The organism is Bacillus sp. FSL R5-0431, from assembly GCF_038002985.1.
Lineage (GTDB): Bacteria > Bacillota > Bacilli > Bacillales > Bacillaceae > Bacillus.
On record NZ_JBBOOG010000001.1, the window covers coordinates 2,298,126 to 2,322,849 of the forward strand.

Here is a 24,724-nt window from a genome sequence, read left to right on the forward strand (position 1 = left end):
TTTTATCAATATTAAGTACATATGTCAAAGGAACGTGATGCTTTTATGATCTCAGCTACTAATCTACATAAATCCTATGGGCAGACCCATGTGTTAAAAGGCATTGATTTCACCGTACAGGAAGGTGAAGTGGTCGCAATTATTGGACCGAGCGGATCAGGAAAAACAACACTTCTTCGCAGCTTAAACAGCCTCGATATTCCAGACAAAGGAGAGCTGACAGTTGGTGAAGCCACGATTCAATTTGAACGATACCATAAAAAAGATCTGCTAAAACTCAGGCAGCAATCTTCCATGGTGTTTCAGCATTATCACTTGTTTCAAAATAAACGAGCACTTGAAAATATTACAGAAGGATTGATTGTGTCTCAAAACATGTCTAAGAAAGAAGCAGAAAAGGTCGGAGAGCAATTTTTAACGCGGATTGGACTGCTTCATAAAAAGGATGCATTTCCGAGTGAATTATCTGGCGGTCAGCAGCAGCGAATTGGCATAGCCCGCGCTCTTGCGATGAACCCTTCGGTGCTTTTGTTTGATGAACCTACGTCGGCACTGGACCCAGAGATGGTAGGAGAAATTCTTGAAATGATCAAAGATATTGCGAGCCAAGGAATGACGATGGTCATTGTGACACATGAAATTTCTTTTGCAAAGGACGTGGCGGATACGGTGATCTTTATGGCAGATGGCGAAATTGTTGAAAAAGGCTCACCAGAAGACGTCCTGTTGAAACCACAGCATGAACGAACGAAACAATTTTTATCAAGGATTCATCGCGGAATGTGGCAAGGATCGGAGAAAGACAAATGAAGCAAAAGACAGCTTTCATGATGTCCAGTGTCCTTCTGTTATTTCTTTCTCTGATGGGCTGCAGCAGTGTGAAAACCACGACAGAAGATGGTAGAAAAATTGTAAAAGTCGCACTGAGTGCAGAGGTCAATCCACCCTTTTTAGCAACAAATGAACGAAACGAACCGATTGGCTATAACATTGATTATTTAAATGAAGTGGAAAAGAGGCTTCCCCACGTACATTTTGATTACATTTTTGGCGAGGAAGAATCGAATTTAATTGGTGTAGGCGCAGGGAAGTTTGAAATGGCGGCTAATTGGTTTTTTAGTAACCCTGAACGTGAAAAGCGGTTTCTTTACCCTAAGGTTCCGTATGGCTATTCGATGACAGGTTTAATTGTGAATGAATCAGACAAGGAGATTCGATCGCTTGATGATATGACATCTAAAAAACTGGCTCCTGTCAGTCCTAGCGGAGGCTTGCGTTCGATATTAAATCAATATAATAAAGAGCATGATCCGGATATTCCACTGACGACCATTGAAAGTCCTTCAAATGAACTCAACTTAAAACGTGTTGAAAGCGGACGGTCCGATGCAGCATTTATGAACATTTCAACCTTTGATACCATTCAAAAGCATTTGAACCTAAAGGTCAAAGTTGGCGGCATTGTGTCAAAGGAGCCTATCTATCTTGTCTTACAGCCAAGCGAGAAGCAGCTTGCAGCAGATTTGGACCGGATCACACAAGAAATGATTGATGATGGAACACTGCCTAAGCTTGCGAAAAAGTGGTTTGGTGTTGATTTCTTTCAAAATATTGATGACATCTCAGAGCAAGGGGATCAAAATGAAGAAAGGAAGGAAGCGTCATGACGTTTACAGCTGGAGATTGGCTGCGCATCTTTTTACAGGTGCTTGAACGCCTGCCACTCACTTTTCTCATTATTACGGTGTCATTGTTTTTCGCTATCATCATCGGGTTGCTATTTGCTTTCATTCGTATCAAGCAAATCCCAGTGCTGAAGCAATTGGCTGTTATCTATTTATCTTTTACACGAAGTACGCCTTTAATTGTTCAGTTGTTTTTGATTTATTTTGGACTGCCTCAGCTTTTACTTGTGGCAGGGATTCAAATCAATCATTGGGATCGTGTGTTATTTGTGATGATGACGTTTTCTTTACATACGGGCGCTTATTTATCTGAAGTCTTTCGCAGTGCGTATTCATCTGTTGGGAAGGATCAGCTTGAGGCCGCCTACATTGTTGGGATGACAGATACACAGGCCTTGATCAGGATTATTATCCCGCAGGCCTTTCTCATTGCACTGCCAAACCTCGGAAATTACACCATTGATCTCGTGAAAGACACAGCGATTGCCTTTACAATCGGACTTATTGATATCATGGGACAGGTGAAGATCATTTTAGGAAATAACTACGGGATCGGCATGTTTGAAGTGTACGCGATCATTGCGATTGTGTATTGGCTCATTTGCATGAGCATTGAACTGATCACCATGTTGCTTGAAAGGAAATTTGTAAAAGGCCGCACCAGCCTGTCACGTTAAGGAGGCGATTTGATGCAAACCATTGATATTCCATTTGCGATTGACCAAGTACCTCATATTCTAAAAGGCGTTCCTTTTACTTTATTGATTGCACTCGTTTCCATGGCTGTGAGCCTTTTGATCGGATCTGTTTTTGCTTTCATTCGTCTCTTTCGCATTCCTGTACTCAGGCAGCTTGTGACACTCTATGTCTCGTTTTTTAGAGGAACGCCTCTTATTGTTCAGCTGTTCGCTTTCTTTTATGGACTCCCTTTTGTTCTAACCAAAGTGAGCGGTACATTCGGGCTGACCTTTCATCCAGATATGGTCTCCCCATTAGCTGTTGCCCTCATTACCTTCAGCCTCCATTCAGCCGCCCATTTAACAGAGGTGGTTCGGAGTGCACTCCTTGCGGTAGACAAAGGGCAGCTTGAAGCGGCAAAAATTGTGGGTATGACGACGCGCCAGGCGATGATGCGCATTATTTTGCCGCAGGCCTTTGTGGTCGCCTTACCGAACCTAGGCAATCAGCTCATTCAGCTATTAAAAGCCACCTCTCTTTCGTTTACGATTGGAGTACTTGAAATCATGGGGATTTCCCGAATCATTGCGAATGACGGCTATCAGTTTTTAGAAACGTACCTCGTCTCTGCTTTGATCTATTGGCTGCTGAGCATTTTCTTTGAACTCGTTTTTGCCTTGTTAGAGAAACGTGTCAGCGTGTACGGAAGATCTCTCGGACGTTAAAAAAAGCCAATCAGGCTCAAATACCTGACCGGCTTTTTTTTATTCGCCTTTTTTCGGTGTGTTAAACAGTTCCTTTGGTGCGGGTTTTAGTTTTGGTGCGGAACCGAACACGACTGGTGCAGAAATATATCTGAATTCCCCTTTTCCATCCATGCTTCGGCCATATGCCCATCTGCCTTCCTTGCTTGCTTCTCCTCTTGAGAAGTTAAACAAATCGTAGGATACTTGCTGTTTTTCTAGTGAGCGCGGGAAGGTGGTTGGTACGACGACGTCCCCTTCTCGTTCTTCTAATTCTTTAATGGCCGCAAGCCACATATTTTGATGATATGTATCACGAGCAATAAGAAAAGAAAGCATATCCTTCACGCCGCGATCATCGGTCATTTCGTAGAGCCTTGTAACCTGAAGCCTCCCTTGTGATTCTGCATTTAAGTTAGCCCTAAAATCAGCCATTAAATTTCCACTTGCAATGATATACTTGGCATTCCACGGATACCCTTGACTATCTGCTGCCATAGCTCCTAAACCGGCAACAATTGCATGCTGAGGATTCATTCCACCCATGACAGCTGCAAGAGCTGGATCACTTTGATACGCCTGTTCTTGTTCTTTAACCGGTGCTTTATCTAGTAAACGCGCGATCATCGTCGCCAGCATTTCGACATGACCAATTTCCTCTGTCCCTATGTCAAACAATAAATCTCTGTATTTTTGATCTGCCCGGCAATTAAAGCCTTGAAATAAATATTGCATCATGACACTAATTTCTCCATACTGTCCGCCTAATACTTCTTGCAGCTTTTTCGCGTAAAGCGGATCAGGCTTTGAGGGCTTTGCTTCATATTGCAGTTCTTTGATGTGATAAAACATGATGTCATCTCCCTTATCAAAACATCTTTTCACTTATCACTATTCAACCGCATGCCTCTTTATGAAAATGAGCAGAATATGTGCACAAAAAAAGGGAATGGCCTCTGCCATTCCCTTTGTCATCCTACTTATTCAGCACTAACTAAAATTTTCACTTGATCTTTTTCATTGATTAATGCATGGAAACCATCTTCGATCACATCGTCCAGCTTGATTTTTTTCGTGACGAGCGTATCTGCAGAGAAATAGCCTTTTCTCATTAAGTTTAATACAGATGGGAATACGTCTCTGTAGCCGATAATTCCTTTGACTGTACGTTCTTTAATGACAATGTCATTTGGCAGAATTTCTGCGCCTTTTTCCCAAATGCTCACAATGACTGTTTCACCTGAAATTCTTGTTGATTGGATTGCTTGCTTCAATACAACAGGTACACCTGTCACTTCAAAAGAAACATCGACGCCACCGTTTGTACGGCTTGCGATTTCTTGAACAACATCTTCATATTGAGAAGGATCAACAATGATCGCTCCAAGCTCTTTAGCTTTTTCTTGGCGTTCTTTAGATAATTCTACTGCGTAAATATCAGTAGCACCAGCTGCTTTTAATGCTTCAATGACAAGTAAGCCAATTGGTCCGCAGCCAAACACAGCCGCTGTATCCCCAGCTTGTACTTTACTAGAACGAACCGCATATAAAGCAACTGCAGAAGGCTCTACAAGCGCACCTTGCTCATATGAGATTTCGTCTGGTAATAAATGAAGTAATTCTTCATCGACAGATACATATTCAGAGAATCCACCGCCGCCTCCGGCAAGTCCTAAAAAGCCCATGTTTTCATCTAAGTTGTAAGCACCTTGGTGTCCGTGAGTCGCAAAAATAGGCTCTACAACCACTCGGTCGCCTACTTTGTAATTGCTCACGCCTTCTCCTACTTCAACAACCTCACCAGAGAACTCGTGTCCCAGCGTAACGGGTGCTTTTTCTTTTGTAAGTGGATGAGGTTCATTCACTGGAATGAAAATCGGTCCTCCTAAATATTCATGTAAATCACTACCACAAATGCCGCACCATTTTACTTTTAGTTTCACTTTTCCTGGAGCAACTGTTGGTTCGTCAATTTCCTCTAGTCGAATGTCCTTTTGATCGTGCCAGCGTAGTGCTTTCATGTGTAAGACTCCTTTTCTCATCAATTTGATTAACTTACTTAAATAATTATAACATAATTTTTTTAATTTTCTAAGTAGGATGCACTATTTTTTTGACATTCAATGGACGAAAGATGACAAAACATAGCAATAAACAGACAAGAAGCATACATACACACCCGATGACAACGGAGGTTCGGATTGATAAAACATGTGCAAGTCCACCAGAGACCCCTGTCATCATCATCGTCAGAATAGCTTCAACCAAAGCATAAAAACTGGCTACCCTCCCCATGACCTCTACCGGGATATTCGTTTGATAGAAAGTCATAAAACCTGTGTTCGCAAATGCTAAAAAGAATGCTAGTATAAAAAAACCAACAGCGGCTACAAACAATGTGCTGGAAAAAGCATAAATGAGATAGCCACATGCAACAAACAAACTGCCAATCCCAAGCATGATCGAAACAGGCAGCCTCTCCACAATCACCGAATTGAGACCTGCGCCTGTGATGATGCCTGCCCCAGCTATACTGACAAGAAGACCATATTCTGTATCAGTCAGCAGCAGCACTTCTTTTGCAAAGGCTGTTTCAAGAGAGTCAATGGCAGTAGGAAGCACCGTGATGGCGGCACTAAACAATAAATACACCGCCATAATCTGGCGTGATGTCAAACTAAACCGAAGAACAAGCTTCGCATCCTCTTTTAACATTGAAAGGGAAAAGCCATTTTGGCCAGCATCTTGTTTTAGCAAATTCGGTAAACACATCGTTAACAGAGCAGATATCAACAAGCAGATCGCATTTATATAAATTGAAAAAACAGGTGTACCGATTAAAAAAAGCAGACCTGCTGCTGCGGGTCCAAGTAAAAATCCACCCGATTGTAATAATGAGCGAATGGCATTAAACCGTTTTCGATTATCCGCCGGGATCAATCCTGTCATATATACCATCGAAGCTGGATGAAACATCGCTTGTGCCATTTGAATGAGAAACACCATCACATACAGGATCAGCAGGTGTCCTGAAAATAACGCAAAGGGTACACATGCGATCAGGATAGCCCGGGTGATATCTAAGCTGATCATCACATTCCGCTGATTCAGCCTGTCAACCAAACTGCCAGACCAGCTGTTTGTCAAAAGAGCTGCAGCCGGTCTCAGCATATAGACGGCTGTTACAGCCAGCACAGAGCCCGTTTCTTGAAAAATGAGCAGATGGAGAGCAATCATATAAATCCATTCTCCTATGTTCGCAATTCCGATGGCTCCAAGCAGCAAACTCATATCCCGCCAATGTTTTTTCATAGCTGTTCCCCCTATTTGTCATAAAAAAATCCCGCCCTCAAGACATTTCTGTCTTGAGGACGGGATTTACTCCGCGTTGCCACCTCAGTTTATTCATCTGTTGCCAGATGAACCTTAGCAGGTCATCATGAACCCATCTCTGTAACGGGAGAATTTCGCTGCACCACCATCCGAAGGAATCCGGTGCAGAGCTAAGAGGCTTGGTTCCATCATGCTTCCCAGCTCCTTCTCAGCTTAACGGAGTTCTCTGTGCGGGACAACTATGATGTACTCTTCTCTATTTGCGCTGTGTCTTTATTTCATCACGATCAACAGCTGAATTGTTACATATTGTACTGCGCCTCGATCAAAGCGTCAATGTTTTTTTTCAAGTTAATCAGCATAGATCATCTTTCTGGTCATGCCGCCATCAACGACTAAATCTGTACCCGTCACAAATTGATTGTCTTCATCTGTTAAATAAAAGCAAGCCTTCACAATATCCTTTGGCGCCCCGACTCGATTGGAAAGATGCTGCTTGTGGTCGACCTCTCGAAGATTCTCCTCATCCTTCGTTTCAATCCATCCAGGGGAAATGCTATTCACCGTGATGTGATCCGGGCTAAAAGAAGCAGCCAAGGCATGAGTCAGTGCTGATATTCCGCCTTTTGATGCAGCATATGCTTCCGTATGAGGCTCTGACATGGTCGCGCGGGTGGATGAAATGTTCACAATAGAACCGCCTTTTGGATTCTCTTTTATATAACGTGCTGCTTCTCTTGCACATAGAAAAGTCCCTCTTAGGTTCGTATGTAACACACGATCCCACTCATCGACCGTTAATTCATAAGGCGATACTGTGCACATGACGCCGGCATTATTGATGAGAATATCAATCTTTTTGCAGCGCTCCGCCGCAAACGACATTAAGTGTTGAATATCCTTCTCTTGTGTCACATCCGTTTTTTTAAAATAAGCTTCTAAGGATTCTTTTTTTAGCTCTTCCTCCAAGCGCTTACCCTTCTCTTCATCTATATCTGCAAGCACCACTCGCGCTCCTTCTTTTGCATAGCCCCAGGCGATCGATTCACCAATTCCATTGGCTGCGCCTGTGATGATAACGGTTTTTCCTTTAAAATTCAGCATATGATTGATTCCTTTCTAACTGGTATGAATGAAATACTTTTATCCTTTCCTGAAAAGAGCGATCCAGTCATCCACCTCTATTGATTCTATTTTTTCCTCTGTCATTTTTAATCTATAATATTGCTTTATTTTCTCGTTAGCATCTAACAAGTATTCTGTAACAATCTCTTCTTCCTTTAAAGTTTTCGTTGTGCGCTTGACCCATTCTTGAAAAGGATAACGTTTTTTTCGTTCCATTGATCTTACTTCTTTTATTCCCTCTTCTAAAAACAATTTCCTCCATTGTTCTGTAGATAGACAGGACACATGACTTGGGTCTCTTAATCGTTCTAGCTGATTGATAAATAGTGCAGGCTCTTCATCATTTGGCGAAACATTATCAATAAAGAAAAACAGACCATTTGATTTTAATACGCGAGACGCCTCTTTGGCGAACTGTTCAGGGTGCGGGAAATGGTGTGCTGCAATTCGGCATGTGACCATATCAAATGTTCCATCTAAAAAAGGAAGGCTTTCTGCATCCGCTACTACATAAAAAATTTGTGGATACGCTTTTAAATGAAGTGATGTATTAGAAAGCATCTCTTTCGTTAAATCTGTCGCAAACACTTGATTCACATATGGAGCCAGTGCTTTTGCGGTATGCCCGCCACCTGTTGCTATATCGAGTACGATCCAGCTTTTTTCTGGAGCTGCCCATTCAACAATTAGATCTAGGTCTGCTCCCTTTGCATGAGTTTGACTCGTCACATACTTTTCTGCATTTCTCCCAAATTGTTCTACAACTCTTCTTTTAGCCTGATCTGAATTCATCTGATTCCTCCCCTTTGAAATGGATTTGTATATTCTATGTGATTTTCCACAATAAAGAGCCGTCCCATTTTATTGAGCGGCCCCTTCCATGTTAAAAATTATCGAGAAAGCATTCCGTGCGGGTCAATGACAAATTTCTTCGCCACACCCGAATCAAAGTCGCTGTATCCTTGAGGAGCTTGATCAAGGTTAATGACGGTCGCATTCACCGCTTTGGCGATTTGTGCTCGTCCGCTTAAAATGGATTTCATTAGACTGCGGTGATATTGCATGACAGGGGTTTGACCTGTCACAAAGGTATGGGCTTTTGCCCAGCCGAGTCCAATTCGCACTTTCAGAGAACCAACTTTTGCATCAGCATCCACGGCACCTGGGTCTTCTGTGACGTAAAGCCCTGGGATTCCGAGTTTACCGCCAACTTTGGTAATATCCATAATTGTATTTAAAACGGTTGCAGGTGCTTCTCCTTGATCTCCATGACCTGACGCTTCAAAGCCGACACAATCGACGGCACAGTCAACTTCTGGCTCTCCTAAGATATTCGTGATTTGTTCGCCGATTCGATCATGTTTTCTTAAATTGATCGTCTCACAGCCAAAGCTTCTGGCCTGCTCCAGCCTTTGTTCATTCAAATCACCGACAATTACCGCAGAGGCGCCAAGGAGCTGAGCGGAATGTGCTGCGGCAAGACCTACTGGCCCGGCACCAGCAATATATACAGTCGAACCAGGCTTTACTCCAGCCGTATAAGCACCGTGAAAACCTGTCGGGAAAATATCGGAAAGCATCGTCAGATCAAGTATTTTCTCCATCGCTTGATCTTTGTCTGGAAATTTGAGCAGCTGAAAATCTGCATATGGGACCATGACGTACTCGGATTGACCGCCAACCCATCCGCCCATATCGACGTATCCATAGGCAGAGCCTGGACGGTCCGGGTTTACATTTAAGCACACATGAGTTTTTTGTTCCTTGCACATGACGCAGCGTCCACAAGCAATATTAAATGGAACGGACACGAGGTCTCCTTTTTGAATAAACTCCACATCTCGTCCAACCTCAACGACTTCACCTGTAATTTCATGACCAAGGACTAGTCCTTCAGGCGCAGTAGTACGACCTCTCACCATGTGCTGGTCACTTCCGCAAATATTCGTCGTCACTACTTTTAAAATGACGCCATGCTCACATTTGCGCCCCACATTGGCTTTCGGTACACCCGGGCCATCTCTTAAAATCAAATCAGGGTATCCAATATCCTCAACTGCTACATTTCCTGCTCCTTTATAAACGACACCTTTGTTTCCCGACATGTTTTCATTCCTCCCTTTTTGTTTAAAAATGAAGTCTCTACAATTTTCTCTATTTATGAAGCAATTCCCTGCTTCAAATGGCACAATGGATGAAAAAAAAGCGAAGAATGTCTATCAGGGGGAGAAAAATGTATCTTCCAGTCAAATAAAAAAGAAAATATTGAAAAAAAAGCTAAACTTTTGAAGAACGGTGTCGATATAAGAAATAAGCCAGACAGGTATCCTTAATCGACAAACAAATTCCTTATATATACTATCATTCCTTACACACCTGGCTGGCGCCTACATAACATTGAAAAGACTCTTCTGATGAAGAGTCTTTTTTAACTTTGCGTCCCATCAATCACGGGTACAATTGTAAGCAAAGAGGCTCCTCTGACGAAGAGCCTCTTTTTGAATGCTTGTTCATTACCTGGGAAATATTTTCATCATTTTAACGCTTTGATACAGATGTATGTATCATAGTGATAAACCGAAACTTCTCTAAAGTGATACGCTGAAAATAGGCGGCTGATCTCTTGTTCACTATACGATGAAAAAGATTGTGACCGTTTTTGTTCCTTCATCAGTTCCTGCTGTTGGAAAGATAAGAATACTTCTCCATCCACTTGAAGGACGCGGTACACTTCCTTCATGACCTGCTCAATATCCTTCAAGTAATAGATGGTCTGTACCGTAAATAATTTATTGAATGATCTGTCTTCAAAAGGTAAATGCTCAGCTTTACCAAGAGTCACGACGGCTTTATCCTGTTCTACAAGCTTCTTATGTTTTCTTTTTGCATATTTGATCATATGACGAGAGGCATCCACTCCACATACTTTACCGCGATCAAGTTTTTCTGCTACCTTCGATAATGTCATGCCTCTTCCAGTTCCGATTTCTAAAATTCGGTCGTTTTCTTGTATATTTAAGAGTTGAATCGTCCATTCATTGATATTATGATGATTTTTTTCCATATAGCGGGCAACCCATTTTGAGAACAAGCCTTTTGGTTCCCTCATTTGTTTTCCAATCCAGCTTTGAATCAATGTTAACACCTGCTTTGCACCAGTAAATAAAACTATTTACGAATTTTCTTACTTTTCATATCGGCTCTCGCCTAACAAAGTTTAAGACCTAGTCCTAATTAGTTGTCATTGATTAGACGGCACCTTTTCAGAAAATGTTTCGCAGAACTTTAAAAAATTTTGATCTGAATAGGCGTTTTCATTAATTGTGCTCAGATTGATTTCGTTTTCTGCATGAGCTGCATATTTTATGAATGTATCTTGATTAGATAAAGGTGGTGCTAGATTATGGGCTTTGGTGGCGGTTATTCTGGAGACTGCGGTGGTTACGGTGGCGGTTTTGCAGGCGGATTCGCATTGCTTGTTGTACTGTTCATTTTGTTGATCATCATCGGTGCAAGCTGGATTTACTAATGTAAAAGGAGCAGGAAACGTATTGTTTCCTGCTCCTTTTCTTTAATACCAATAAGTTGGATAATTGTAATTGTACATATAGCGTCTAAGCATTTCTTGTTGCTCTCTTTGCATCCGGTATGGATTGCCGTACCCGTGCTTTAAGGAATGCGGAATGGACGTATACCCGTGCCCCACTGACGGAAACCTCATATATGGTGACATCGACATTCATTGATCACCTCACAATCTCCTTTTACGGATATCATATGTGCAGGTGATCAATGTGGAGCGTGTCTAAACCTGGTCCTTCTCCCTAGTATAACAATCAAGCATTGCAAGCATCATAAACATGTCAATCTCCTCCTTTTCCAATTTTTCTTTTCCTGTTTTAGTTCATATACTTTAGTTGTTTCTGCTTCATTTCTTCATAAAATGTTTCGACTTGTTGTTCATAAAGAACGGTCTCAATGTCTTTGTATTTACGCTGAATCGTCAATGTAATAAAGAATAAATGGATTGTCATATACGCTCACCTCCCTTCAGTTCGCAGCATGCGAAATAGCCCGCAGATCTTCTTTATCAGTTGACCTGCGGGCACACAAAAATGCAGATCAAAAGACAATGTCTTCCAACCTGCAATGGATGATGCGTGAAATCCTCGTTTACTTAAACAGTTTTGAAGCGTGCACCGTATAAGGTAAAGGAAGGACACGAGCTCTTCCACAGGCTGATGACATGATGAAATTGTTGGTTGAATTGATCACAAGTAGATACGAATAACATATTCTTCAGCCTCCTTTACGTTTTTAATTACTTTGTAAGTATATCCAGCAAGCACCATTTTGTAAACCTGTTTTTAGTAATATAGATGATTTTTGTGTTTTTGACTAAATTTCTACAGTTATTCTTGTCCGTTTGTCCAATACAATCAAAAAAGCCCCCTCACGTATATGAGGAGACTTTTCGAATTAATCTTCATCTAGTTCTTGCAGTTTCTTTTGAAAAAAGATCGCGCGTCTGACACAAAGAAAAGCTGCTAATAAGAAAACACAATCAATTCCCATCATCAGCATTTTTGGAGATGCTTCGATGTGCTGGTTTGGTATGATCGTACCAATATATAAAAAGGTGCTGACAGCAAGCAAAATAAAAGCGTACTGCTTGTAATCTGTCACTAAACCACTCCACTTTTTCTTCACTTGAATCACCTTCCTGTTTAACATGTCTATTGATAGCTTAACATAGTAAAAGAAAGGTAGTGGCATGTAAATCTATCCATTCACTAGTGCGTTTAGTCCTTGCTTCATATCATTCAGTAAATCATCCACATCTTCAATCCCAACGGATATACGAATTAAACCATCAGTGATGCCAAGCTCCTTCCGGCGGTCTTTCGGAATGGACGCATGAGTCATTCGAGCAGGAACAGAGATTAAGCTTTCAACCGCTCCAAGGCTTTCTGCGATTGTAAACAGCTTAAGCTGGCTTAAAAACACATCGACATGTTCTTCTTTTCCAATATCAAAAGAGATCATTCCGCCGAAGCCTGATGCTTGCGTTTTCGCAAGTTCATGTCCAGGGTGAGCACCGAGACCTGGGTAATAAACACGTGTGACCGCTGGATGTTGTTCTAAAAACTCAGCAATTTTCTGCGCATTTTGTTGATGTGCTTCCATTCTTAGTCCAAGCGTTTTGATCCCTCTCATGAGAAGCCATGAATCCTGCGGTCCAAGAATTCCACCAGTAGAATTTTGAACAAAATGAAGTTCTTCTCCAAGCTCTTTCGTCGCTGTTACAACAAGCCCGCCTACGACATCACTGTGGCCGCCTAAATATTTAGTGGCACTATGGAGGACAATGTCCGCCCCATATTCAATCGGTTTTTGGAAATAAGGTGTAAAAAATGTATTATCAACAATCATTAAGATGTTGGCTTCTTTTGTCAATTGGCCGATCGCTTTGAGATCAGTCATTTTCAGTAAAGGATTGGTTGGTGATTCAATGTAAACCGCTTTTGTTTCGGGTAAAATTGCTTTTTTCACCGCTTCAGGATCACTTGTATCCACAAAGGTCGCATGAATGCCAATACGGTTTAGTACCTTTGTAATGACGCGGTAGGTTCCGCCGTACACGTCATCTGTCAGGACAATATGATCTCCGCTGTTAAACAGCATCATGACTGCCGTAATGGCAGCCATCCCTGAACCGAATGCGTAGCCGTTTGCTCCCCCTTCAAGATCACGAATGACGGTTTCAAGTGCCGTTCTTGTTGGATTCGCTGTTCTAGAATATTCATACCCTGTATGTTCGCCTGCTTTCGGCTGCTTATAAGTGCTCACTTGGTATATCGGAACAGACACAGCGCCCGTTTTTTCATCACCAGTTGTTCCGCTGTGTACCATCATTGTTTTTGGTTTCATTCTATTTTCCTCCCTCATAAATTCCTTTACTTAAATACCGTTCACTGCTGTCAGGAAAAATGGTGACAATGACTGTCCCAGGTGCTGCCTTCTTTGCTTCCTCTAAAGCGGCATATAATGCGGCACCTGAAGAGCTTCCAATGAGAACGCCTTCTTTTTCAGCAGCTTCTTTCACCATTTGGAAAGCATCATCATCACTGACCGTGTAAATCTCATCGAATAAAGCAGATTCCATATAATCTGGGATAAATTCAAGGCCGATTCCTTCCGTTCTATGCGGGCCCGGATCTCCTCCATTTAAAATCGATCCTTCAGGTTCGACAACAATTGTTCTTAACGCCGGATGCTGCTCTTTTAAATAGGCAGCACACCCTTGAAAAGTTCCTCCAGATCCCGCTCCTGCTACGAATACATCGATGTTTCCTTGTAGGTCGGACCATAACTCTGGGCCAAGCGTTTTATAGTAAGTCAATGGATTTACTTGGTTTTTAAATTGTAAAACGCAATAGGCATTGTCAAGGCTTGCCTCTAATTCAAGAGCTCGATCAATCGCACCCTTCATGCCCTCTTTTCTTGGTGTATGAATAATCTCTGCACCGAGCGCCTTCATTAGTTGTTGTTTTTCTTGACTAAAATGTTCTGGTACGCAAAAAATGGTCCGCAATTGATGCTTTCTTGCACTGAGGGCAAGACCAATTCCTGTGTTTCCAGCAGTTGCTTCAATGATGGTTCCGCCTGAACGCAATTTGCCTGATGCCAATGCTTCTCTTATGAGCATATCACCTAAACGATCTTTAATACTTCCACCCGGATTCATCATTTCAAGCTTTGCATACACCTCTACACCATCTGGGATGCCAATCCCTGACAGCTTTAAAAGCGGTGTGCGGCCAATTAATTCTGTAATATCCTTTATGACAGCCATATGATTCCCTTCCTTTGTATGGAAAAGAAGGGGGAACCCCCTTCTTTTATTGAGTTTGCTTTATCATACGCAAGACAAGGTCAGTTGAGTGAATCGCTGCTTGCTCAAGAAATTGATCAAAGGAGACATTGGATTCTTTCCCTGCAATATCAGATAGCGCTCGAACGACAACAAATGGCGTTCCAAAGAGCTGGCAAACTTGTGCAACAGCTGCGGCTTCCATTTCCACCGCATATAGTTCTGGAAACTTCTCTCTCACAAACGCTACACGATCCGGATCATTCATAAACGAATCTCCTGTTGCAATTGTTCCTTTTGCCACTTGAATATGATCGATCTCTAAAGCCGATTCCTCTGCCAGCTTCACAAGCTTTTCGTCTGCAGCGAAAGCAGCTGGCAACCCTGGTACTTGTCCGTATTCGTAATCAAAGATTGTCACATCCACATCATGATGTCGAACATCAGTAGATATGACAATATCCCCTACATTTAATGTGTGATGGAAACCGCCAGCAGATCCTGTATTGATCACATAATCCGGCTGAAAGCGGTCAAGCAGAAGTGTTGTGCTGACCGCTGCATTTACTTTTCCAATCCCTGATTTTAATAAAATCACTTCTTTATCTTCATAAACACCTGTTGTGAATTCACACCCAGCGATGTTTTCTTGTGTAGCATTCTTTAGTTGATCTCTTAATATTGTCACTTCTTCTTCCATTGCACCTATGACTGCGATTTTCAAATCAAAAACACCCTTTCATTCCCTTTTCTTCGCTTCTACGATCCAAACAAAATCATTCATTTGATGAAAGGACGTGCTAAAACCTTCTTCTTCAAAGATTTGCTTTAGCACATCAATGGATGGATAATATTCCGTTTCTAAATCCTCAGCAAGCTGATCGTATCCTGCGGCTTTCGCTTTGTCGATTTCCGCTTGATGTGCTGCTTGATTTTGAAACATTGTATCAGCAAAGACTATTTTACCATCTGAGTGAAGGATGTTGCTATAGGTGTGAATGGCTTGTTTTTTTTCTTCGTCCGTTAAATGGTGGAAAGCATATGAACTGACAATCGTATCCGGCTCAAATGGCGGCGCTGGAAATGATAAAAAATCCCCATCATGAAACACATCGGGTACTCCCTTTTGAAGAGCCGCTTTCTTCATGGCGTCTGATGGTTCAACACCAAACACGTTCTTATCAGCTGCAAGCAGTGCCACTGTTAGATTACCCGTGCCGCTTCCAAACTCAAGGACATATTGACCTGAACGTTCTACAATCTCTTTTAAAATGGCCGGATACCGGCGAAACACTTCTTCATACTGCTCGTCATGACCACTTACCGTGTCGTCATAAGACTCAGCCCAATGATCAAATAAAGAAAGAAACTCACGTCCCATTTTCTTTCCCTCCACTTTATCTATTTATTCCTATGCGTATAGTATGCTTTAATTCGTCGAACAGTTCTTATCCTACCACATCTTCTGTTTCTTTCCTACTAAAAAATACTGGGAGGGGTAGAAAAATATTTGCCCTTTTAGAGGAGAGAGATTAAGATGAATGGAGAGTATGGAGGAGTGAATCAAATGGATTTTCAGCTGGATTTTCTAAAGGATAAAATTGAATTCTTTGAAGCATCGTCTTTAAAAGAACTTGAACAAAAGATCCAAAAACAAATTGAACATAATCAGGCAATCTTGCTGACTGTTCATTCTGTCAGTCATCAAACGACTGTAATTGATGACCGGATTTTGTATACAGCGGTTGTTCATTTTAAGGCGAATATCTAAATAAAAAAGATAGCATGGCTGCTATCTTTTTTTCATGTTTATTTTAATTTTTCAACCTTTACAGGTTTCCAGCCTTTTTCATCTACCCATGTGATTTCCACGCGGTAGCGTTCACCTGATGATTTGTCACGGATGGTTCCCTTTGCATCTTGAGGGCCTCCGTTATTTCCTAACCAAAGAACCGTCATTTGATCTTCTGAAATTCCCGTCGCGTAGGACATGGCTTTAATCATTTCTTTCCAGTCTTTTGAGTTAGAATCATAGGTTGCTGTATGTGAACCGGATTGCTCTGTTCCTACAGGCTCCCAGTCATCGCTTTCATATGTTTTGTCTACGTCACTCGTTTTGCCGCCGTCTGTTTCTTTGGCGTCTTTTAACGCATCTTTATTAGGCTCTTCTTCATCATCTGTCTGCTTCGTATCGTCGTCTTGATCAGATGAGTCCTCTTTTTTTGCATCTGAATCATCGGATGTGTCTTTCTTTTGATCTTTCACATCTTCTTCTGAGTTTTGTTTATTTTCACTTGTTGCAGGCGCCGTTTTTGATGGTTCTTTCGCTACATCTGTATCTTTCGGTTTATTAAAAATTAACAAACTCGATGCGACAACCAAAATAAGCACCACAACGATACCAATTAATATGTTAAGCACCATATTCGCCTTTCTGCGCTTATCACGATGTTCAAATCGAGAATTTCTACTCAAAATCTCTGCACTCCTTTGCCTCGTTCCCTAAGTCGTTACTATTCTAACATGACATGAAGGGATGTTCTATGTCTGTTTCTTTTCAATTTCATTGACCTTTTTTACAATATCATAAAACGCATCATTTGTCTTAGCCCGGCCACTTGCCTCATCAAGGTGAACAACGACAAGAGCATATTTTGGTTTTCCCACCGGAAAGTACCCAGCAAACCACTTATGATAAAGCGGATTCCCCTTTTTATCTTTACTGCCGGTTTGGGCAGTGCCTGATTTCCCCGCTACATCAAATGGAAGATCTTGAAACCTTCTTCCTGTTCCTTTGTCAGACGTCACCACCTGCCTTAAGTACTTTTGCAGCTTTTGAGCTGTATAGCGGTCAATACTGTCTCCTTCCGGTCGTTTGTTTTGAAAGGTTAGCATCGTTGTTCCGTTTTGATACAGCACTTTTTCAGCGATTTTCACTTCTTTTCGTTCTCCGCCTCTCGCAATCGATGCCATCATATTGGCGATTTGCAAAGGAGTCGTTTTGACATTTTTTTGTCCTATTGCGGTTTGGGCAATGGCTTTTTTGACATGCTTGTCTCTTTTATCTCCCCACACACTGCCGGTTTCTTCACGATCAAACTGTTTGAAATGCTGCTTATGATAGACATCCCCTTCCCAGCCAGCTCGATCAATGAGTCCAAGCTTTGCAGCCGTCTTTTCGATGATTTGATCATCTGTTTGGATAAGCTTGCCAGCAAGTGTCGCAAAGGTATAATTACAGCTCTGCGAAAAGCTCTCAGACAGATTCAGCACTTCCTGCGTTCCTTCTGGCTCTCCATATAAATTCTTTCGACAGTCATACATCGTTTGTGGCTGGTCGAGGTTTTTTTCGATTGCTGCGGCAAGTACAGCGGTTTTAAAGACAGAGCCTGGTGCCATGGCAGTCAGCATATAATTTCTTGCCTCATGCCGGTTTTTGCTTGTGACATTTGGCGTACTCGCCATCGCCAGCACGCTGCTGCTTTCAATGTCGAGCAGAACGGCCCCGCCTTTTTCGACGCCTTGTTCTTTCAGAACTTTCTCCATTTCAGCTTGCATGTTTTCATCAATTGTTGTTTGAACCTGAAGAGGATAAAATGAATGAGCCTCTGCTGTATATTTGACGTCCATTCCAAACAAAGGGTTTCCCCTTCCGTCCACATGATATAACAATTTTGTGTCTTGCTCGGGTAATAGAAATTCGTCAAAGGTACTTTCTAGCCCAAAAGTACCGATTTCTGTACGGATGGAAAGCTCTTTTTTGTCAGGATAACGCTTTCTGAGCAATTCTGGATTTTCACTCGTGAAGCCTAATGTGTGGAGGGCAAGTCTTTTTTTGTCCTTCTCTTTCATATATACGCCGTAAACACCTGAATATTTCATATCATTGATGTCTTTCAACTTTTTTTTCGTGATGTCATCTTTGAGAATCAGAGGTTTTTTGGTTTCTGTCAGCTGTTTTTTGAGTTCATCTTCTTCCATCTCAAGAATAGAAGCGGTTTGTTTTAAATGAGGAAGATCATATTGCAGAAAAGGAAATAAGATAACCGCGGGCTGTTCTTTTGTGAGAAGCGCTTCGCCGTTTCGATCTAAAAATTCACCGCGACCATCTGAAATGACCACTTCTTCTGTACGCTGTTTGACACTTTCTTGTATTAAATTGATATCAAGCTTTGAAAAAGATTCTGTGAAAAACAGTTGAATTTCTGCCAGTCTCATGAGAAGACCGAGCAGCAGCATAAAAATGATAGCACCTGTCCATTGAATTCTACGTTTTTTGCGCATAAAAACACCTCGTCCCTATTGTGGACGAGGTGTTTATCGTATAAACGTGATTATGAAATTTTTACAATTTGGACGAACATTTCTCCGCCAGGTGTTTGAACGGTTACTTTGTCGTCTACTTGTTTGCCTAACAGACTTTTTGCGATTGGTGAATCGTTTGAAATCTTTCCTTCGAACGGATCAGCTTCTGCACTTCCAACGATTGTGTAAGACTCTTCTTCTCCGTCTGGTAATTCAACGAAAGTGACTGTTTTACCAAGTGAGACAATATTTGAGTTTCCTTCATCTTCGATAATTTTGGCATTGCGAATCATATTATCAAGCGTTGTGATACGGCCTTCTACAAACGCTTGCTCTTCTTTAGCAGAATCATATTCCGAGTTCTCAGAGAGGTCTCCAAAGCTTCTAGCAATTTTAATACGCTCTACAACCTCTTTACGTTTAACCGTTTTCAAATATTCAAGCTCTTCTTCTAATTTACGTTTTCCTTCTTCTGTCATTGGAAATACTTTCTCTTGTGCCATGAATCATTCACTCCTTCTATTAATCCTCATCATACAAACTTTCTGCACGTGAGTGACGACTGAAATATACAAGAATGAGGACTTCTTCAGGCCCTCATTCCTTCTGTCCCATATTTGTAAAAGTCCATCTTACATGGCGTCCCTTTTAGATGCAACTATTATGCCTTTTTTCAGACAGAACCACTCTCTGTGGTCTAAAGATGATCTATCTTCATCGCACAAACTGTGGAAAGGCACAGGAAGCTCCTGTACCTCGTTCGCCATTTCGATCATATGTAGAAGAATAGCTTATCCATTCTCCATCTTCCAATACATAATATGGTCAGTGTACGATATGTCTATGCTATATTATTACAAAATTGCTTTTTGATCAAGAATTGTTTGAAAATTTGTGATGATTTGTTTGTCGTTTTTTTAATATACTATTACAAAATCGAAACAACTTCAATATTCAGCTTGAAAACGGCATTTTTCTACATCTATTTCACATCATTGTTTTCCTATCATACCAAATCTTTCATTCAAGGTGTTCCTTCTAAAAATATTTAAGCAGCTTCTACTTATAGAAACAAGTGATATATTGGTATTTATTCTCTTTATCATGATGTTGAAAAGACCTTTACAATGTAAAGGTCTTTTTCTTCTCCACCATTTACTCTGCTCGGTTTTGAAGAATCGTTTGAATTTTTGTTACCATTAGGTCAATCGCCACATGGTTTTGGCCGCCTTCTGGGATGATGATATCGGCGTATCGCTTTGTCGGTTCAATGAATTGATTATGCATTGGTCTGACAACAGATACATACTGTTCAATCACAGAATCGATTGAACGGCCTCTTTCTTTTGTATCGCGTAAAATGCGGCGAATGATGCGAAGGTCTGCATCTGTATCGACATACAGTTTAATATCCATTAAGTCTCTTAGACGTTCATCTTCTAGTGCAAAGATGCCTTCAACGATGATGACATCCTTTGGTTCAACATGGACAGTCTCTTCTGAACGTGTGTTTAGCTTGAAATCATATATTGGTTTTTCAATGGATTCGTACCTTAGGAGCTGTTCCAAATGCTCAAACATCAGGTCATTGTCGAATGCAAGCGGATGATCATAATTCGTAAGCAAGCGCTCTTCAAATGGCATATGACTTTGATTTTTGTAATATAAATCTTGCTGAAGCATGAGGATGGAATGTCCTTTAAATTTTTCATAGATCGAATTGGTGACGCTCGTTTTACCTGAACCCGAGCCGCCAGCAATTCCAATGACAACTGGTTTACTCCTCATGTGCCTGTTATTTCCCCTTTCTCATCATGTTGCTAGGGTATACTTTTTGATCGAGCTTGAATTTTACGATTTGCAGCGGATGACGAGCGGCATCTAGTTCATTTCCTTTTTCATCCCAAATCGTCTCAATTTTGCATGTGAAATTCTCAATTTCTGGTCCGAAAAATTCGACTTCATCGCCAGCTTTAAAGAAGTTGCGCTGCTGCAATGTGACGATTTGTTCTTTTTCATCATAATGAAGAACGAGACCTGCGAAATCAAATGTCGTTTTCTTTCCATGAATGCCAAACATTTGTTCATCCGTTCCTGGTACACCTTCGAAAAAGGCTGGCGCTGTGTCACGGTTTGCGCATTTATCTAGTTCATCTAACCATTCCTGCTGAATGACAAAATTGTCCGGGTCAGCACAATAGGCGTCAATGACTTTGCGATATACACTCACGACAGTTGCCACATAATGAATTGATTTCATTCGCCCTTCGATTTTCAAGCTGTCAATTCCCATTTCGATCATTTGAGGAATGGATTCGACAAGCTTTAAGTCTTTTGGACTCATCGCAAATGGTGCGTCTTCCTCTCCAAACAATGGCGCTTCCTCAGAACCTTCTAGTTTATAAAGATCATAATCCCAGCGGCAGGACTGGCAGCAGCCTCCGCGGTTAGAATCTCTTGCCGTCATGTGGTTACTGAGCACGCAGCGGCCAGAGTAAGCAATACACATTGCACCGTGAATGAACGTTTCAATTTCAATATCGACCTTTTCTTTCATTTCTCTAATTTCCAGCGCACTTGTCTCGCGAGCAAGCACCACACGCTCAAGACCTTCTTCCTTCCAAAACTGAACAGCTTTCCAATTCGAAAGAGATTGCTGTGTGCTTAAATGGACTTCAAGCTTCGGTGCGACACGTTTACACGTTTCAATGATCAGCGGGTCAGCCACAATAATGCCCGCTACTCCAGCGCCTTCAATCCCTTGAAGGTATTCCTCAAGTCCGTCCATGTTTTCGTTGTGGGCAAAGATATTCGTTGTCACATAAATTCGTGCACCGTATTTGTTTGCAAATGCGACGCCTTCAGCCATTTCTTCAATTGAAAAGTTATCGGCATTTGAGCGAAGTCCAAATTCTTTCCCGCCAATAAAGACCGCGTCTGCTCCGTAATGTACAGCAATTTTCAGCTTTTCCAAGTTTCCTGCTGGTGCAAGCAGTTCTGGTTTTTTTGTAATGACACGTTTTCCATCAATCATTTCAGAAATACCATCTTTCAATAGTGCCATTTCCTCTGCCTCCTCTTATATTAATAAACCGTTTCTTTAAAGAAGAACCCTGTATCGATTGAACGGTTGAAAGGCTGAATCTCTTCAATCCGCTTCACCCAGTCCTCTTTCTGATCTTCATAGGCGTCTTTGTCAGCCACTAATAAATCAATTGCTTTTCTATATAGTGACGTCACCTCTGTCATATAAGAAAGTGACTTTAAAATTCCGTCAATTTTAAATGAGTCAATGCCTGCGTCAACAAATTCTTCTAATTCGTCAATCATACACACATCATTAGGACTCATAATATGTGTGCCGTTTGCATCCTCGAAAATAGGGTATTTGTTTTGACGTTCCTGGTCATGAAGGAATAGTCCTTCCTCCATATTTCTGCCTTCAACGTCCATTTGTTTGCCTTGGTATTCAAAGTAGTTGCCAATGAGCGTACGTTTCGATTGAAACATACATGTCATGCCATGGACTTGAATTTCGATTTCCACCTCAGCATTTTCTTTGATGTCGATTACACTGTCCATGTTCAGTTCTTTGGCAAGAACAGCACGCGTTGCGCCTTTTCTGCCCCAGTAGTTACAAGTGTAATAGTTTGTCCCAGTCGTTTCTGTACTCCAGTGAAGATTCAGGCTTACTCCTGTTTCCTTCGCCGCCATAATCACGGCCGGGTCTCCAAAGACGACGCCATCTATGTTTAATGCATCGAGAAAGGTTAAATAATCTCCAAGCAGCTGCACACGGTCATTATGAAAAATCGCGTTCATCGCCACATACACTTTTTTGTGATGCGCATGTGCAAGCTCAACCGTCTGCTTCACATCTTCTCTTGAAAACTCGCCTGCAAGACGAATACCGTATGTTTGTTCGCCTATGAAGAATGCATCAGCTCCCGCCTCGATTAATGGCAGTACGTCTGACACCTTGCTTGGCGTCACAAGCAATTCTGGTTTTTTCATGATTGGTCACCTCTTTTTGTACTAATGGCGATCCCGTCTCCAACTGGAATAATACACGTTTGGAAATCAGGGTTTGACATGAGCCATTGATTGTATCGATCAATTTTTCCAATTAATTGTTTTTTTCGTTTATCTTCAATTTCATCTTCATAATTCGTTGCCACTAAGCCTTTGAATAATACGTTGTCTGTAATAATCATTCCGTCATGAGCAAGCATCGGTTCAAACAGCTCAAAAAAACGTTTGTACTGCCCTTTTGCGGCATCAATAAAGATCACGTCATAGGGCGCCATCGTTTGGACCGTTTTAGCCGATTCCATGGCATCACCAAAGAACACGTGTATTCTTTCTTTTAACTTTAATTCCTCAATGTTCCGTGTCGCCTCTTCATAGCGTTTTGCATTTCGCTCAATCGTATAAATCTCAGCATCTGGCAGAGCTGTCGCCATTCGAATGGCGGAGTAGCCAATCGCTGTCCCAACCTCAAGAATTTTCTTCGGCTTTTTCATCGACAGCAGCTGCAGTAAAAGTTCGATGCTCACCTTTTCCATAATTGGCACATGGTGCTCTTTTGCGTATACCTCTAATTGAGCGATTGCATCAGGACTTGGGTGAATTAAATGTTCAATATAATCGTTGATTTGATCATCTTCGATAGTCATTATTTGTCTAGCTCCTTCATGACCTGAAAAAGAAGAGTCCTGCCTATTGCAGCTCTCTTTCTCGTCAATCTTTCGTTCATCTAAGTAAAAACAACCCGATATATTTTACCACAAAGAAGTGGTAATTGCGAACCTATAAAATGGATATTCCAACGAAAAAAACTGCAGGCAATCTTGTATTGTCTACAGTCTTTTTCGATTCACATGTACATTAATTACTGCCTGTGATGTATTTTGCTTTCGCTTTGTTGTGCTCATTTAACGTTTTCGTAAAGACGACTTCTCCATTTTTCTTCGCAAGGAAGTACACATAATCCGTTTTCTCTGGATGCAGTGCGGCTTTCCAGGAAGATTCACCAGCATTTGCAATAGGTCCAGGCGGCAGCCCCTTGTTATTATACGTATTATAAGGAGATTTCACCTTAAGGTCTTTGTAATAAACGCGGGATTTATGCTCACCCAGTGCATAAAGAACGGTTGGGTCGGTTTGAAGCGGCATGTCCTTTTTCAACCGGTTATAAAATACACTAGAGATTTTTGCTCGATCCGTCTTTTCCGTCGCTTCCATTTCAATCAGTGATGCCATCGTTAACACATCATGTATGGACATGTTTGTCTTTTTCATGTCTTTTTCATACGTTTTCACGTATTGATCTGTTTGTTTAATCATTGTTTCAATGATCGTTTCGAGTGATTCATCCTCGCGATAAAATGGATACGTCGCAGGGAATAAATAACCTTCTAGCGGATGTTTCACCTGTTTGCCTTTTACCTGTGATGTCACCGTTTTCGGATATTTTTTCATTAACGTTTGAATAAACGCAGGATCATCAAGCTTTGCTTCCACTTCCTTGGCTGAAAAATGCGTCTGGTTTGCAATAACCGCCGCAATATCAGACAGCTGTTTTCCTTCTGGAATCACAAGCTGAAAGGCGTAGTCTGTCCCTCCAGATGTCAGCTTTTGAATCAGCTTGTCTGCGTCCATCGTTTGTTTTAAATGAAAATACCCTGCTTTAAATCCGGACGCATTTTTGTATTTTGCATAATAAGTGAAAATCGTGTCATTCGAAATGAGCCCATTTTCTTTTAAAATGCCCGCAATCTCACGGACAGATGTCCCATTTGGAATATGAATATTAATCGTTTGTTTGCTTTTTTGATCGACCGGTCCAAGTGCTGATTTAACATATAAAAAGCCTGATAATGCTGCAATGATGATGACAGCAAGAACAGATAACAGGACGATCCCCATTTTTCTTTTAAAAAATGGTCGTTTCTTTTGTTCTGAAAACATGCATGGCCCTC

At 41.5% G+C, this 24,724-nt stretch carries 27 protein-coding genes and 1 pseudogene; 6 read left to right on the forward strand and 22 right to left on the reverse strand.

Annotation, left to right across the window (positions count from 1 at the left end; translation table 11 throughout):
* Positions 1-45: 45 nt before the first annotated feature.
* From MKZ03_RS11715 to MKZ03_RS11730, 4 genes are read left to right on the forward strand one after another with little or no spacing between them, the layout of a single operon-like run.
* Complete coding sequence (locus MKZ03_RS11715; RefSeq protein WP_066030622.1) at positions 46-810, forward strand: amino acid ABC transporter ATP-binding protein; 765 nt, start codon at positions 46-48, stop codon at positions 808-810.
* A complete protein-coding gene (locus MKZ03_RS11720) occupies positions 807-1,667 on the forward strand; it encodes an amino acid ABC transporter substrate-binding protein (protein WP_341031886.1) in 861 nt (286 codons plus the stop codon). Before MKZ03_RS11715 ends, MKZ03_RS11720 begins: the two co-directional genes overlap by 4 nt.
* Complete coding sequence (locus tag MKZ03_RS11725) at positions 1,664-2,362, forward strand: amino acid ABC transporter permease (protein ID WP_095285488.1); 699 nt, start codon at positions 1,664-1,666, stop codon at positions 2,360-2,362. Before MKZ03_RS11720 ends, MKZ03_RS11725 begins: the two co-directional genes overlap by 4 nt.
* Positions 2,363-2,374: 12 nt before the next feature.
* On the forward strand, positions 2,375-3,088 hold the full coding sequence (locus MKZ03_RS11730) for an amino acid ABC transporter permease (RefSeq protein ID WP_341031888.1): 714 nt from the start codon (positions 2,375-2,377) through the stop codon (positions 3,086-3,088).
* 39 nt (positions 3,089-3,127) lie between these two features.
* Here the strand turns inward: MKZ03_RS11730 and MKZ03_RS11735 are convergent, their stop codons facing one another.
* The 7 genes from MKZ03_RS11735 to MKZ03_RS11765 form a co-directional block, all read right to left on the reverse strand.
* Positions 3,128-3,958, reverse strand: coding sequence for a manganese catalase family protein (locus tag MKZ03_RS11735; protein WP_106031267.1), 831 nt, complete (start codon positions 3,956-3,958; stop codon positions 3,128-3,130).
* A gap of 128 nt (positions 3,959-4,086) precedes the next feature.
* Complete coding sequence (locus MKZ03_RS11740) at positions 4,087-5,127, reverse strand: 2,3-butanediol dehydrogenase (protein WP_034661461.1); 1,041 nt, start codon at positions 5,125-5,127, stop codon at positions 4,087-4,089.
* A gap of 70 nt (positions 5,128-5,197) precedes the next feature.
* Positions 5,198-6,418, reverse strand: coding sequence for an MFS transporter (locus MKZ03_RS11745; protein WP_066030617.1), 1,221 nt, complete (start codon positions 6,416-6,418; stop codon positions 5,198-5,200).
* A 372-nt stretch (positions 6,419-6,790) separates the two neighbouring features.
* The gene (locus MKZ03_RS11750; protein WP_341032620.1) at positions 6,791-7,540 is read right to left on the reverse strand and encodes a glucose 1-dehydrogenase; all 750 of its coding nucleotides are present in this window, start codon (positions 7,538-7,540) and stop codon (positions 6,791-6,793) included.
* A 42-nt stretch (positions 7,541-7,582) separates the two neighbouring features.
* On the reverse strand, positions 7,583-8,356 hold the full coding sequence (locus MKZ03_RS11755; protein WP_307499977.1) for a class I SAM-dependent methyltransferase: 774 nt from the start codon (positions 8,354-8,356) through the stop codon (positions 7,583-7,585).
* A 98-nt stretch (positions 8,357-8,454) separates the two neighbouring features.
* Positions 8,455-9,669, reverse strand: coding sequence for a formaldehyde dehydrogenase, glutathione-independent (gene fdhA, locus MKZ03_RS11760; RefSeq protein WP_307499979.1), 1,215 nt, complete (start codon positions 9,667-9,669; stop codon positions 8,455-8,457).
* 428 nt (positions 9,670-10,097) lie between these two features.
* Positions 10,098-10,700 (reverse strand): class I SAM-dependent methyltransferase, encoded by a 603-nt coding sequence (locus MKZ03_RS11765; RefSeq protein WP_307500681.1) that lies wholly within the window; start codon positions 10,698-10,700, stop codon positions 10,098-10,100.
* A 309-nt stretch (positions 10,701-11,009) separates the two neighbouring features.
* Here MKZ03_RS11765 and MKZ03_RS11770 point away from each other — a divergent pair.
* Positions 11,010-11,093, forward strand: a pseudogene (locus tag MKZ03_RS11770) (YjcZ family sporulation protein); the annotation flags it as partial.
* Positions 11,094-11,135: 42 nt separating this feature from the next.
* On the opposite strand, the gene MKZ03_RS11775 reads toward MKZ03_RS11770, so the two are convergent.
* The 7 genes from MKZ03_RS11775 to MKZ03_RS11805 all read right to left on the reverse strand — a co-directional run bounded on the left by MKZ03_RS11775 (position 11,136) and on the right by MKZ03_RS11805 (position 15,819).
* Positions 11,136-11,297 (reverse strand): hypothetical protein, encoded by a 162-nt coding sequence (locus tag MKZ03_RS11775; protein WP_212040727.1) that lies wholly within the window; start codon positions 11,295-11,297, stop codon positions 11,136-11,138.
* A gap of 166 nt (positions 11,298-11,463) precedes the next feature.
* Positions 11,464-11,598 carry a YrzI family small protein gene (locus tag MKZ03_RS11780; RefSeq protein WP_008342648.1) on the reverse strand — a complete coding sequence of 45 codons (135 nt, stop codon included), beginning with the start codon at positions 11,596-11,598 and terminating at the stop codon, positions 11,464-11,466.
* A 445-nt stretch (positions 11,599-12,043) separates the two neighbouring features.
* Complete coding sequence (locus tag MKZ03_RS11785; protein WP_041815772.1) at positions 12,044-12,274, reverse strand: YrhC family protein; 231 nt, start codon at positions 12,272-12,274, stop codon at positions 12,044-12,046.
* A 72-nt stretch (positions 12,275-12,346) separates the two neighbouring features.
* Positions 12,347-13,495, reverse strand: a complete 1,149-nt coding sequence (locus tag MKZ03_RS11790; protein WP_341031889.1) for a bifunctional cystathionine gamma-lyase/homocysteine desulfhydrase — start codon at positions 13,493-13,495, stop codon at positions 12,347-12,349.
* Position 13,496: 1 nt separating this feature from the next.
* Positions 13,497-14,420, reverse strand: a complete 924-nt coding sequence (locus MKZ03_RS11795; protein WP_341031890.1) for a PLP-dependent cysteine synthase family protein — start codon at positions 14,418-14,420, stop codon at positions 13,497-13,499.
* A gap of 46 nt (positions 14,421-14,466) precedes the next feature.
* Positions 14,467-15,162 (reverse strand): 5'-methylthioadenosine/S-adenosylhomocysteine nucleosidase, encoded by a 696-nt coding sequence (mtnN, locus tag MKZ03_RS11800; RefSeq protein ID WP_034661478.1) that lies wholly within the window; start codon positions 15,160-15,162, stop codon positions 14,467-14,469.
* 15 nt (positions 15,163-15,177) lie between these two features.
* On the reverse strand, positions 15,178-15,819 hold the full coding sequence (locus tag MKZ03_RS11805) for a class I SAM-dependent DNA methyltransferase (protein ID WP_341031891.1): 642 nt from the start codon (positions 15,817-15,819) through the stop codon (positions 15,178-15,180).
* Between the two features lie 186 nt (positions 15,820-16,005).
* On the opposite strand from MKZ03_RS11805, the gene MKZ03_RS11810 reads away from it, so the two are divergent.
* Positions 16,006-16,209, forward strand: coding sequence for a YrzA family protein (locus MKZ03_RS11810; protein WP_034620637.1), 204 nt, complete (start codon positions 16,006-16,008; stop codon positions 16,207-16,209).
* A gap of 38 nt (positions 16,210-16,247) precedes the next feature.
* Here MKZ03_RS11810 and MKZ03_RS11815 read toward each other — a convergent pair whose 3' ends face one another.
* The 8 genes from MKZ03_RS11815 to mltG all read right to left on the reverse strand — a co-directional run bounded on the left by MKZ03_RS11815 (position 16,248) and on the right by mltG (position 24,713).
* Positions 16,248-16,913, reverse strand: a complete 666-nt coding sequence (locus MKZ03_RS11815; protein ID WP_341031892.1) for a YrrS family protein — start codon at positions 16,911-16,913, stop codon at positions 16,248-16,250.
* Between the two features lie 66 nt (positions 16,914-16,979).
* Entirely contained in the window at positions 16,980-18,722 is a 1,743-nt protein-coding gene (locus MKZ03_RS11820; RefSeq protein WP_106042505.1) for a peptidoglycan D,D-transpeptidase FtsI family protein, read from the reverse strand.
* A gap of 50 nt (positions 18,723-18,772) precedes the next feature.
* Entirely contained in the window at positions 18,773-19,246 is a 474-nt protein-coding gene (greA, locus tag MKZ03_RS11825) for a transcription elongation factor GreA (protein ID WP_007501433.1), read from the reverse strand.
* Between the two features lie 652 nt (positions 19,247-19,898).
* Positions 19,899-20,531, reverse strand: coding sequence for a uridine kinase (gene udk / locus MKZ03_RS11830; protein ID WP_024423106.1), 633 nt, complete (start codon positions 20,529-20,531; stop codon positions 19,899-19,901).
* A 7-nt stretch (positions 20,532-20,538) separates the two neighbouring features.
* Complete coding sequence (locus MKZ03_RS11835; RefSeq protein WP_034661487.1) at positions 20,539-21,807, reverse strand: peptidase U32 family protein; 1,269 nt, start codon at positions 21,805-21,807, stop codon at positions 20,539-20,541.
* A gap of 20 nt (positions 21,808-21,827) precedes the next feature.
* Positions 21,828-22,757 carry a peptidase U32 family protein gene (locus MKZ03_RS11840; protein ID WP_307499981.1) on the reverse strand — a complete coding sequence of 310 codons (930 nt, stop codon included), beginning with the start codon at positions 22,755-22,757 and terminating at the stop codon, positions 21,828-21,830.
* Entirely contained in the window at positions 22,754-23,419 is a 666-nt protein-coding gene (locus MKZ03_RS11845) for an O-methyltransferase (RefSeq protein WP_307499982.1), read from the reverse strand. The genes MKZ03_RS11840 and MKZ03_RS11845 overlap by 4 nt, the downstream gene beginning before the upstream one ends.
* Before the next feature lie 211 nt (positions 23,420-23,630).
* Positions 23,631-24,713, reverse strand: coding sequence for an endolytic transglycosylase MltG (mltG, locus tag MKZ03_RS11850; protein WP_341031896.1), 1,083 nt, complete (start codon positions 24,711-24,713; stop codon positions 23,631-23,633).
* Between the last annotated feature and the right edge of the window lie 11 nt (positions 24,714-24,724).